Origin of the sequence: Desulfuromonas thiophila, assembly GCF_900101955.1 — a bacterium.
Classification (GTDB): Bacteria; Desulfobacterota; Desulfuromonadia; order Desulfuromonadales; family Desulfuromonadaceae; genus Pseudodesulfuromonas; species Pseudodesulfuromonas thiophila.
Window position 1 is genome coordinate 1 of sequence record NZ_FNAQ01000027.1, and the last position, 11,855, is coordinate 11,855.

12 protein-coding genes are annotated in these 11,855 nt (G+C 57.6%); 8 read left to right on the top strand and 4 right to left on the bottom strand.

What is annotated here, in order from left to right:
- From BLR80_RS12330 to BLR80_RS12340, 3 genes are all read left to right on the top strand, one after another.
- Positions 1-310, top strand: a 310-nt coding sequence (locus BLR80_RS12330; protein WP_143012174.1) for an integrase core domain-containing protein, incomplete at its 5' end; no start/stop codon positions are given.
- 72 nt (positions 311-382) lie between these two features.
- Complete coding sequence (locus BLR80_RS12820) at positions 383-799, top strand: cupin domain-containing protein (protein WP_143012175.1); 417 nt, start codon at positions 383-385, stop codon at positions 797-799.
- 233 nt (positions 800-1,032) lie between these two features.
- The gene (locus tag BLR80_RS12340; protein ID WP_092080772.1) at positions 1,033-2,070 is read left to right on the top strand and encodes a TPM domain-containing protein; all 1,038 of its coding nucleotides are present in this window, start codon (positions 1,033-1,035) and stop codon (positions 2,068-2,070) included.
- 7 nt (positions 2,071-2,077) lie between these two features.
- Here BLR80_RS12340 and BLR80_RS12345 read toward each other — a convergent pair whose 3' ends face one another.
- Entirely contained in the window at positions 2,078-2,347 is a 270-nt protein-coding gene (locus BLR80_RS12345) for a glutaredoxin family protein (RefSeq protein ID WP_092080775.1), read from the bottom strand.
- 53 nt (positions 2,348-2,400) lie between these two features.
- Positions 2,401-2,925, bottom strand: a complete 525-nt coding sequence (locus BLR80_RS12350; RefSeq protein WP_092080778.1) for a Pycsar system effector family protein — start codon at positions 2,923-2,925, stop codon at positions 2,401-2,403.
- Between the two features lie 123 nt (positions 2,926-3,048).
- Here BLR80_RS12350 and BLR80_RS12355 point away from each other — a divergent pair, with 123 nt between their 5' ends.
- The 3 genes from BLR80_RS12355 (at position 3,049) to BLR80_RS12365 (ending at position 5,828) form a co-directional block, all read left to right on the top strand.
- Positions 3,049-3,531: an NfeD family protein gene (locus BLR80_RS12355; protein ID WP_092080780.1), complete on the top strand. Its 483-nt coding sequence runs from the start codon at positions 3,049-3,051 to the stop codon at positions 3,529-3,531.
- A 39-nt stretch (positions 3,532-3,570) separates the two neighbouring features.
- On the top strand, positions 3,571-4,497 hold the full coding sequence (locus tag BLR80_RS12360; protein WP_092080783.1) for an SPFH domain-containing protein: 927 nt from the start codon (positions 3,571-3,573) through the stop codon (positions 4,495-4,497).
- A gap of 68 nt (positions 4,498-4,565) precedes the next feature.
- Complete coding sequence (locus BLR80_RS12365; protein WP_092080786.1) at positions 4,566-5,828, top strand: Tll0287-like domain-containing protein; 1,263 nt, start codon at positions 4,566-4,568, stop codon at positions 5,826-5,828.
- A 139-nt stretch (positions 5,829-5,967) separates the two neighbouring features.
- Here the strand turns inward: BLR80_RS12365 and BLR80_RS12370 are convergent, their stop codons facing one another.
- The gene (locus tag BLR80_RS12370) at positions 5,968-9,159 is read right to left on the bottom strand and encodes an HD domain-containing phosphohydrolase (protein WP_092080789.1); all 3,192 of its coding nucleotides are present in this window, start codon (positions 9,157-9,159) and stop codon (positions 5,968-5,970) included.
- Positions 9,160-9,238: 79 nt separating this feature from the next.
- On the opposite strand from BLR80_RS12370, the gene BLR80_RS12375 reads away from it, so the two are divergent.
- A complete protein-coding gene (locus BLR80_RS12375) occupies positions 9,239-9,511 on the top strand; it encodes a DMT family transporter (RefSeq protein ID WP_143012176.1) in 273 nt (90 codons plus the stop codon).
- Positions 9,512-9,528: 17 nt separating this feature from the next.
- Here BLR80_RS12375 and BLR80_RS12380 read toward each other — a convergent pair whose 3' ends face one another.
- Entirely contained in the window at positions 9,529-11,442 is a 1,914-nt protein-coding gene (locus tag BLR80_RS12380; protein ID WP_092080794.1) for a PAS domain-containing sensor histidine kinase, read from the bottom strand.
- Positions 11,443-11,591: 149 nt separating this feature from the next.
- Between BLR80_RS12380 and BLR80_RS12385 the strand changes: the two genes are divergently transcribed.
- Positions 11,592-11,855, top strand: a 264-nt coding sequence (locus tag BLR80_RS12385; RefSeq protein WP_092080797.1) for a transposase, incomplete at its 3' end; no start/stop codon positions are given.

Sequence of the window (11,855 nt, forward strand, 5' to 3'; positions counted from 1 at the left end):
GAAAGGAATTGCCCGAGGGCTATCCCTGCGCATGGATCACGGCACCCAGTACCTCTCAGACCATTTTCAGAACCAGATCAAGTTCTGGGGGATCACTCCCAGCTTTGCCTTTGTTGCCGAACCCCAGACCAATGGAGTTGCCGAACGGTTCAACCGCACCTTGAAAGAGCAGGCCATCTATGGCCGGGTTTTCCGTAACATCACCGACGTTCGCGAAGCCGTGATGACCTTCGTGGAGCTTTACAACAGCGAATGGCGTGTTGAGAAAAACGGCTTCAGATCACCCGATGAAATCCGTCAGGCGGCGTAAGCTAAACTTGTGTCCAGGGAACCGGTTCCGCTACAAATCGAAAACAATAAAATTTGCCCTTCAGTCGCAACCTTGTCGAAGATAGCCAGATTTTTCGATGTTAAAATCGCTCATTTCTTCGAAGATGAGAAAAAAGAAATTCTCTTTGATGTTGTTCGTACTTATGGCCAAAGGTCTGGGATCGGGAATCCTGGCCAAGCTGAAAGGGACAGGAAAATTTATTGTGAGTCCATGACGGCTAAAAAACGGTATAGAAAAATGGAACCGTTTCTTGTCTCCGGCCAGGGGACGGGGGCCGTTGATCTGTTGAATGTCAGTAAAGGTGAAAAATTCGTGTTTGTTCTGAAGGGAAGGGCCGGCCTACTGTTCAATAGCCATCAATTGGAATTGAATGAGGGCGATGGTATCTATCTCGACTCTTCTCTTAGATGTCAGCTGTCATCCTCGGATGGCGGCGAAGTCTCCATTGTTGCGCTTGTTGCCCGTTGATTTTGTTGTGATCCCCGGCTGGTACCATGCAGGTGCTGGCTGGGGCCGTGATTCAGGGCGGTGTCAGTGTTACTTTTTCACTCATATGCAGGCTCACGCCTGAGTGAACTTGCGTTGCGCCAAGACTGTTTTACTAACAGGGTTTTGGCGTTTTTCCGTCTGACCCGCGTGAAGCGGTCGGAGGTTTTTGGGCCGATTCCTTGAGCTTTCGGTTTAGGGGGGTGGGAGGTTCTATGAAAATCCGGCGCTTTTTGGTGCTATTGAGTCTGTTGTTGTGTGGCGCCTGTCAGGTTTCTCCGCCGTTGCCGCCAGCAGTGGTGGATGAGGCGGAGGTGTTGTCGCCGTCGGCCCGGCAACGGCTGTGTCAACAGGCGCGGTTGTTGCTGCAGCAACAGCGGATCGCGTTGCAGGTATGGATTCTGCCGCAGGCGGTGGACGATCTGGATCGTCTGGCGGCTGATCAGCTCAGCCGGTTAAGACTGGGAGAGCAGACCGGCGGTGCTCGTGGTCTGCTGCTGGTGTTCGATCCTCAACGGCAGCAGGTGCGTCTTGAGGTGGGCTATGATCTGGAGGCGTTGCTGACCGATCTGTTTATCGGCCGTATCGAGCGTGAGCAGATGGCGCCTTTTTATGCTGCCGGTCGACTGGCCGAGGGGATTGAGGCGACGGTAGAACTGGTGGTGGGGGCGGTGCTGGCACAGGAAGATGCCTTGCCGGATCGTCCGGCGGTGCGCAACGGTACAACGCTGTCGGGTGGCGGCGGTGCACGGTTGGCGCTGGAGGGGGCGGCTGCCCGACCAGAGGAGACGCTTGATGTGGCCGATCTGGCGCGTTATCAGCCACAACCAACGCCGCTGGAAAGCCTGGCTTTGTATCTTGAGGTTCTCCGGGCACGGATCAAGGCGCCTCAGCTGCCACTGTACAGTCCGTCGAGTCGCGATTTTTTTGCGTCTTGGCTGGTGACGGACGCCCAGCAGGCCAACGCCCAGGCTTTGCTGGAGGCTCATTGGGCCGAGGCTGAGGTGCGTACAGGCACGGTGCAGCATGAACAACTGGCGGTGATACGTTTTCCCGTTACCCGGCGCGGGTGTGCCCCCTATCTGCTGCGGCGGGTCGCAGCCGGCTGGCAGCTTGATTTTGCCGCCATGCATCAGCTGCTGGGCTTCAATCACAACAACCAGTGGTTCATGCGGCGGCAGGACCATGCTTTTATGTTCGCCTTTCGCGACTGGCGCTTTGATCGGCAGGGGTTCCCTCATGCGGCGCCGTAAAGGAAACTCAATCCAGCCTGTCGTTGTCGGCGTCAAGCCGGTCGAGAAAGGCCTGCAACTGTGCCGGGTTCAGCCATAGTCCGCTGAGGTGCTGTGCCCCCGCCTGCAGCGCCGGGATCAGGCGGATGCCGGCACGCCAGCTGCGCAGGGGCTGCCGCAGCACATTGATTTCCTCGATGGTCAGATCAGGGCGTTGCTGCCGCAACCGTTCCAATTCGCGCCGGGCGCCCCGGCATCGCGGACAAAGAGGACTGAAATAAAAGTGGATTTCGGGCATGACATTCTCCCTGGGGAAAGGTTGAAGAGCAACAAGATCAGCGGTGCCTGCATTCAGGGCAGGCTGCAGAGCAATACCACGGCGGCGGCTCCGCCCAGGCCGGCCAGCAGGCACCACATGGCGTTACGGATCAAGGCGTATTTACGGGTCAGACGGTGCTTGCCGAGGAAGTAGATTTCATGCAGGTAGGCATCGTACAGCCGGTTCTTGTCGCTGAGGGTGGCGAGAAACTGTTGCCGGAATTCCTCCTCGCTTAGTTCAGCGAAGGAGCGGAAGTAGAACAGGTTGGTGGCACCACTGGCGTGCAGTGGCGGAATAATGGCGAAAAATGAGAACAACAGCGCCAGCAGGCTGGCCGTGACCAGTAGCAGCGTGGCTGCCAGGGGCAGGTGCTGGTACTGGGTCAGGGTGATGGTTACCACCAGGGAAGCGGCGGTGATGATGATCGATACCTTGGAGTCGGCCATCTGGTTGAGAACCATGTGCTTGGACAGATTCGCGCGCAGGGCGTTGCTGGCCAGCAGGCGTGGCAGCAGGGGCTCTTCGGTGGCGGTCGGCGGATCGGAGGGCGTTGGCATCGGTCGGCTCCTGCCAGTTACGGGAGGGGGAAGGCTGGTTTCCGCAGAAAAATAACGTATACTGCCGGTACTGTACAGCGGAACCCGTGCCGGCACAGGCCGGCCGTATTGAGGAGATCGGCAATGAATGATCTGTTTACGCCCTGGCTGCTGTGGCTGCTTGCCGGTGTGACGCTGGCGTTGCTGGAATTGGCGGTGCCTGGTTTTATCCTGATTTTTTTTGGCGCCGGCTGTCTGGTGGTGGCCCTGTGCCTACTGGTCCTGGATCTGACGCTGACGCAGCAACTCTGGCTGTTTCTGATCGCCACCCTGGTCAGCCTGATCGGGCTGCGGCGTTTCGCCATGCGAATCTTCGCCGGGGAACAGGCGGTCAACCCGGTTGACCAGCTGCTGGACGAGCCGCACGGCACGGCACGGGTGGTTCAGGCCATCCGGCCACCGGTGCCGGGACGGGTGGCCTGGCGCGGTTCCTTCTGGGATGCCCAGGCTGAAGAGGATTTTGAGGTCGATGCCCTGGTGGCCGTGCGTGGCTATGCCGAGGGTTCCCGCAGTCAACTGCAGGTTGAAGCCTTGCCGGCCGCTGCGGTGTCAGCGCAGGATCACTAGCGTTTTGCCATCGTTTGTTCCCTTTATCGAGGAGTGCCCATGAACCCGTCATTGTTCGCCGTGATTATCCTTGCTGTGCTGGTTGTTGTTGTTCTGCTCAAAACTGCTGTCATCGTGCCGCAGAAATACGAATACATTGTTGAGCGGCTGGGCAAGTACAGCCGCACACTGGGGGCCGGTTTCCATATTCTGATCCCTTTTCTTGATCGGGTGGCCTATCGCTTCATGCTCAAGGAAGAGGTTGTTAATATCCCCAGTCAGACCTGCATCACCAAAGACAATGTCACCGTTGATGTCGATGGTCTGATCTACCTGCAGGTCCAGGACAGCAAGCTGGCGGCCTATGGTATCAATGATTATAAACTGGCCGCAGCGCAGCTGGCCCAGACCACCTTGCGCAGCGCTGTCGGGCGCATCGATCTGGACAAGACCTTCGAAGAGCGCGAAAGCATCAACGCCACGGTGGTGCAGGCCATCGACGAGGCGGCCCAGTCGTGGGGGATCAAACTGCTGCGCTATGAGGTGTCGGACATCATCCCACCCCAGTCGGTGAAGCAGGCAATGGAGGCCCAGATGACCGCCGAGCGGTCCAAACGAGCGGAAATCGCCCGTTCCGAAGGGGAGCGCCAGTCAACCATCAACCGGGCCGAGGGTGAACGGCAGGATGCCATTCTGAAGTCGGAAGGGGAAAAACAGCGCATGATCAACGAGGCCGAAGGGCGGGCGGCACAGATTCTTGCCGTGGCCGAGGCGACAGCCTCTGGTTTGCGGCTGATTGCTGATCAGTTGCGTCAGGACGGGGGCATGGAGGCGGCCAATCTGCGTGTGGCCGAGCAGTATGTGGCCGAATTCGGCCGCATCGCCAAGGAATCCACCACCCTGATCGTACCGAACAACACCAGTGATGTTGCCGGCATGGTGGCCCAGGCCATGGCGACCCTGAGCACGGTCAAGCAGCATCGCTAGCAGAAAGGCCGTGCCGCTGTGGGGTTTTGGGCCGCGTGCCCCGGTTGCCGGGCGGGCAGGAGGAAGTTATGCGCTGGATCAGCCAGCTGAAATTACGCACCCGTCTCAATCTGATTCTGCTCAGTGCCTTGACCGGCCTGTTTATGCTGGTGGCCTTGCTTGGCTATCGGGATCAGCAGGCCCAGGTCAGGGAACTGGCCCTGGAGCGTGCTCGTGGCATTGCCCGCCAGATCATTGAAACCCGCAATTACATGGCGGCGGTTGTCGGCGATGAACCTGCCCGCAACCCGGCGTTGACGCCGCAGGTGGTGGCCACCGGCGTGGCCCGGCGGCTGACCGCGGATAGCGACTATGTGGTGCGGCAGATTTCGCTGCGCTACCGTAATCCCGCCAACCTGCCCGATGCCTACGAACATCAGCGTTTGCAGCAGATGGCCAATCAGCCACAGGCGGAGGATTATCGTGTGGTGTCTGAAGGTGGTCAGCCAGTGCTGCGTTACCTGCACCGGATGGATGCCGAGGCCAGTTGCCTGCGTTGTCACGGAGACTACGCGGCCGCGCCGGATTACATTCAGCGGCGTTTCGGCCCACAGCATCCGTCGTACAATTATCAGGCTGGCGAGATGATTGGTGCCATCTCGGTGCAGGTTCCCATGGCCTGGCTGGAACAGGGCATTGCCGCCAATCTGCAGCGGGACCTGTTTTACCGCCTGATCATTCTGCTGGTGATCTTCTTTGCCTTGGGAACCCTGTTGCGCAAGTTCGTGTTGCGACCGGTGCTGCTGGCCTCCACCGCCATGCAGCGGGTCAGCCGCACCGGCGATCTCTCCACCCGGCTCGATCTGCCGGCGGCCCAGGATGAAATCGGAGCATTGCTGGCGGCCTTCAACGACATGATGGCTGCGCTGCAGCGCAGCGATCTGCAGCTGCGTGAGTCGGAGGAACGCTATCGCAATCTGATTGAGGCGGCCCAGGCGGGTATCGTCACCTTCCTGGCCGATGGCAAGATTGTCATCTCCAATCGCATGGCCGAGGAATTTTTCGGTATTTCCCGCCGTGAGCTGCTGGGTCGCTCGGTATTCGACTTTCTCGATGACCGTACCGGGCTTAAACAGAAAATTGCTCAGACTGTCGAGCCCGGCGGGCTTGATGACCGGATCGAGACCCGTCTCGACCGTATTCGCAATGCCAATGGACAGCCCCTTGATGTAGAGGTGCGGCTTCTGCTGGCCTCCAGTGCTGACCGGGTGCCGCTCTATACCCTGCTGCTGACCCGCGCTGGCGGCAACTGCGCCCTGCTGGCTGACGAGACCGCGCCGGACACCCCCTGATGGCGACTGGTGGCTGCCGGTTCTGTTGCCGACGGGCAAAGTACACCTGCCATCTGAACGCCGCGTGAAGAATGAAGATTCCCTGGGCACCCGAGCGGGTGCCCAGTTTTTTTGCGTACTGGCGCTGCGCTTTGGCTTTCTACGCGGCTGGCCAAGCGCCAGGGTGGCGAAGGTACTGGCTGATGTCGATGGCACTGACGATGTCGGGTTCTTCGGCCAAAAACTGCTGGGCGTAGCGCTGAAAGACGCCGGAGGTCAGGAACAGTTCGAACAGATCCTGATCCAGTCGGCCCCTCTGCACCTCGTCGTAAAGAATGTCCAGAGCCTCGCGGACGCTTTTGCCCTGTTTATAGGGGCGATCCGGCGCGGTCAGGGCCTCGAAGATGTCGGCCAAGGCGATGATTCTTTCCGGAATGGTCAATTCGTCGTTTTGCAACTGGCGCGGATAACCCGTGCCATCAAGCCGTTCATGGTGGGTCGAGGCGTAACGCGGTACCCGTTGCAGTTCCTTGGGCAGTGGCAGCTTGCTGAGCATCTTGATGGTATTAATGACGTGTTCGGCGACCTTGAAGCGGTCCTCCTCGGTTAGGGTGCCGCGGGCGATCTTCAGGTTGTGGATCTCGCCGAAGTTGTAAAGATACTCCGGGATATGGATGGCAAGGCCGTAGCTGGCACCGCCGCGACCGAGAACCGGTTTCTCCCGTTCGATCCGGTGCCAGGGCTTGTCTGCCAGCAGGGTTTCGGTTGCCGGCAGGGTTTCAGGCTGTTCTCCACTCCGTTTCAGCTCCGCCAGCGACAGCCCCAGCCGATCATCGAAGTGCCGTTGCCAGGTTGTGCGGCCCAATGCTTCCAGCCGCTGCTGGTCGGCGGCGGTCATGGCGGCTTCCCGGCCCTCATTGCAGGCGGCAATGAAGGCAAAATCCTGCTGCAGCTGTTGCTGGCGCCGCTGCCGTTCCTGCAGGTGCTGCGCCTTTTGGCCCGGCCGTTCCAGACAGCGCTGCAGGTAGAGGATTTCGGTGTCGCGCCAGAGGACCTCAAAGCGGGTCCGGATCTCGTGGATGCGGTTGTAGATGGTTTCCAGCTTGGTCCCCTTGTCGACCACATGCTCCGGGGTTGAAATCTTGCCGCAGTCATGCAGCCAGGCACCGATGCGGAATTCGCGCCATTGCCAGTCCTCGGTAAAATGGAAGGCCTTAAACGATGGCGCCTGGCTGCTGTCGGCAGCGCGGGCCAGCATCTCGGCCAGTTTTGGTACCCGTTCGCAATGGCCGGCGGTGTATTTGGACTTGGCGTCAATCGCCTGGGCGATCACATGCATGAAGGCTTCCATCAGGGTGTCCTGCTCATGGACATGCTTCTGGATCGCTCTGGCCATCAGGGTCATTGAGGAAGACAGCTCGTGCAATTCGCGGATGCGGCTGGTCACCGGCTTGAGCGCATTGAAGTGGCGCAGCTGGATTTTTTCGTTCTCCAGCGCCAGACTCTGAACCGGCTTGACAATCAGGTTCGCCATGCCCAGCGATAGCGGTAACAGCAGCAACAGGCATCCACCCGTTACCAGCAGGCCGGTTTTCACTCGGATGAAGGCAGGGGCCAACAGCGTGGTGGCAGGGGTGAGAACGGCAAAATATTCCGCATTTTTGCCCGGTGCGATCTGCTGCAGGAAAACATAGGAATCGACCCCGGCCAGCTGTAATTGATGCAGACGATTGAGGTGGCTGCGTTTTTGTGGCAGGCGGACCAGCTCCGGGTGGGGAACCGCTGTCAGTGGCTGGGAGAGTTTTTCTCTTCCCTGATAGAGCCAGCGCATTTCGAGAGTCTGCCATTGAGCGGGGGTGATCCGGGCCAACGCCTGATCGATCAATTCGGCGATTTCGGGCAAGGCGGGTGAGACGACCAGATGTAAACCGCTGGAAAGTTCGCTGGCTTTAAGATCCGGCAGCGTCTGCACCTCCAGATCGGTGACGAAATACAGCTGCATCAGGTATTTCAAGGCGGCAGCGGTATCGACGGCAGCCTCGACCTGGCCCTGCCGGACGGCTTCCACAAGCTTGCCGGTCGATGCGACCGGAATAATCTCGACTGCGGGAAAGCGCTGGGCAATCATCGGGATAATGGACCAGTCGCGCACAATGGCGACACGTTTGCCCGCCAGATCTTCAAATCGGGCCGGAGGCCGGTGGCGCTTGCGGGTCAGAATGCCCAGCGGGGGCTGGGCGATCGCCGTGGTGAACAGCCCGAGTTCGCTGTTGGCCGCGGTACCCACAACCGGTTGCAGAATATCGATCTCTCCGGCCTGGAACATCTGCAGCAGTTCCGACCAACTCAGTCCGTTGATGTAACGAAATCGCAGGCCGGTCATCTGCTCGACCAGTTTGAGCACCTCAATGGCGAAGCCGCAAGGCTCCCCTCGCAGGGTGAAGTCGAACGGTGGCCAGTCCATTTCGTTGGTTACCGTAATGACCGGATGTTGCTCCACCGCCTGCGCCTGTTGCGCATTTAAGGGCAGCGGTGCCGCGCGCTGTACCGTCGAAGCCGGCAGCTGTGCAGCGCTGGCTGCGATCAGGTTGCCGTTTTCCTGGTAGAGATAGACGGTGCTGCCGTCATTGACGAGTTTTCCCAGTTCGCGTGACAGCGACGACAGGGCGATATCGACGGCCAGCACGGCATCGGTGCCGGCAATGCGGGTCGAGTAGGTTTGACCCGGGGCCTGCAGATGCTGAAACAGGTAGGGCGGCGTTTTGTGAACACGGTGCTCGACCGCGTTGGTGAACCAGGGACGCTTGTGCGGTTGATAGGTGCTGGCTTCGCGCCGGCTGGTACGCAGTTGGAACTGTTCGTCGTAATAGCTGAAAACCCGTTGGCGTTGCCGGCCATCATCCTCAATGCTGATGGTGACCCAGCGATCCTGCGGCAGAGCATCAAGCTGATAACGGATGGGCGCACCGGCATTGAGGTTGACCAACTCGAAAAAATTTCCGTTCTCAAGGCCGATATAGATGGCGTAAACAAGGGCATCGTGTTGCAGTGTGGCAGCAAAAACCTGCCGGGCGACGGGCCCGATGGTCCCATGTTCCACCAACCCCGGGTAGTTGCACAGCAGCTGGGCAACCTCCAGGGCTCGCCGGTCGAGTTGAACCAGGGCTTCACTGGCACGTAGCGCGGCTTCGCGGTAGCGATTCAGGGCATTTTCCTGGGCCAGCTGCTTGTTGAAGTAGTATTGCAGGCCGATGGCTACCGCCGCCGTCAGCAGGGTGGCGATCAGAAACAGGCTCAGAACCGTTACGCGCATGCTGAAGCGGAAATTGCCCAGATCAAGGGATCGTTTCATGCGGCCTCCTGTTCCCCTGACGAGCCGCCTGCGGGGAAAAGAGTTGCGATTGTCCGTGAGGCCGGGCCGGTGCCCGACTTTGTCTGACGAAGGTGAAGCGCCATGCTGCTTTCGTCTGGCAGGAATTCTTGCAGAAATTTTTCAAAAAGAAATACCCATGACGAGGATTTTTCTGGCGGTGGCAGGTTGGTATCAAGTTGGCTGGGCGATTGGCTTGAAATACAGGGAGGGTTTTACCCGGCTGAGGGGCTTTAATCTGGACGCTGCTGGCCATGCTTGTGTCCCTGGGGTTGCTTGGCTCGGCGCGAAGGCTGGGAAAATGGGTACTGTATCAATGGCTCGAATTTATTAGCCGCCCTTTCTGTTGCATCAGTATCGTGCTTTTGCTGTTGTTGGATTGGCGTTATCGGCAGAAATCGGAAGGAGGAGGGTAAAGACTGAGCCCTGGCCGGGGGAGCTTTCAATTGTAATCTCACCTTTGTGGTCTTTTACGATGTTGTAGGTTAGGGCCAGACCAAGGCCTAGCCCCTTTCCTGCTTCTTTTGTCGTAAAAAACGGCTCCCAAATCCGATCCAGAATGTTTTGTTCCATACCGTCGCCTGTATCGCGGATGACAATCTGGACGTGCCTGCTGTTTTGCTTGCGGGTGCTTACAAAAATATCTCCCCGACCCTTGATGGCTTGATGTGCGTTGACCAGAAGGTTCATGAAAACCTGGCGCAGAGCCGAGGGGTCCCCTTCGACTCTGGGCAGTTCGGTCAACAGATCCGTGCTGACCTGGATCTGTTGGTATTTATCCTGGTATTTGAGTAGTTCGATGACTTCTTTCAGCGCCAGATTGATATCGACCTTGCGACGCAGGCCATCGGACATGCTGCCAAAACTCAGAAGATGGTCGATAATGCCTTTGCAGCGGTAGGACTCGCGAAGAATGATTTCAAGATAATGAGGAAATTGCTCTAGCTGGGCGAACTCAAGCAATTCTGGTGCTTCACGAAAACGGCGCAGCAGGGCTTCGGCACAGCCGGCAACTGAGGTCAGGGGGTTGTTGATTTCATGAGCGACTCCTGTGGCCAGCATGCCAACACTCGACATTTTTTCGGCCTGAATGAGGTGCATTTCCTGAAGCCGCTTGGTCGACACATCGCGCAGAAAGACCAACGCCCTGTTTTGTTCGCCCATGGAATCCCTGATGGGGGTTGCTGTTACATCGATGTAGCGGGCTCGCTGTTGGCTGTTGTTGAGGTTGATGATCAATGAGGTGTCGACTCGCTCGCCTTGAAGTGCTTTTTCCACGGGGCAGTCTTGCGGACTGCGGTTCTCCTGCAGATGAAAGATGTTGTTGCAGGGTGCTCCTGGAAAAACCTTTTCTGGGAACAATTGGGGACTGATAAGGTTATGGTGTTGGATTCTGGCGTTGTTGTCATAGACAATGATGCCGTCACCAATAGAATCGAAAATTGCCAGCAACTCGTTGGTTTTGTTGCGTAATTCGACTTCCGATTTTTTTCTCTGGGTGATGTCCTGCGTTGAACCGTAGAGTTTCAACACTTTCCCGGCATTGTTGACTGCCGGCTCAACAATGGTGTAGACCCACTTCTGTTCTCCGTCGCTGAATAACAGGCGATGCTCAATCTCGTAAGCTTTTCCATGCTCAATGGTGTTATGCAGACGTTCGATCACCATGTCGTGATCGTCAGGATGAACAACAGCGGCAAACATTTCCTGGGTAACTTGTTCTGGTTTGAGCCGCAGAATACGGAGAAGTTCTGCTGATGCTCTGACTTCCGTTGTTATCGGATCATAGCTCCAGGAGCCGACATGGGTCATGGCCTGAGCTTTCGCCAGATTGTACTCGCTTTCGTATAGGGCCTGTTCCGCGCGTTTTTTTTCGGTGATGTCGATCAGTACCGCATGGATTTCGTCACACGATGAATTGGCCAGGGCTTCAATGCGGACGGATAGAGGGGTGGGAAGAAACGAGGCCAGATCAAGGCGGCAGGTTTTTTTCTCATGGCGGTTGAAGACCGTTTTGATGAAGTGGGAGAATTTCAGTCTGTCTTTGTCGTCAATGAAATGCTCAAAGCGCCGTCCGACCAGTTCATGTCGTGCATGACTCAGCAGATTGGCTCCAGTAACGTTAACAAAATTGATTTCACCATTACGGTTGAAGGTGAAATAACCCACCGGTGCAAAATTGAACAAAAAAGCGTACTGGTCCCGCGTTTTGTTGAGCCTTTCGAGGTCATTGTTTTCGCTATTGTCCGATCGTTGATCGTTCATTGCTGTCCTGACCTTTCCCCCCTCAAACGACTGTACGTCATTCGTTTGGCTCCATTCAATGCCGCAGATCAAAATCCTATTGGTGGAGCGGCGCCGGTTTTCTTGGACACTGATTTGGGGTAATGTCCCCGTGTCCAAGGAGATTGACAATGACCAAACAGAACCAGAACGAAACCGTCACAGGACCGTTGGCCGAGGGGCAGCGCTGGAGTGCCGCCCGCAAGCGTGAAGTGGTCCTACGTCTGCTGCGGGGCGAATCCGTTGATGCGCTATCCCGCGAACTGAGCATTGAGATCTACCGCCTGGAGCAGTGGCGAGAGAAAGCGCTGGCCGGGATCGACGAGTCGCTGAAAAAACGCCAGAATGATCCCGTCCAGACTGAACTCAACCAGGCCATGCGCCGGATCGGCGAG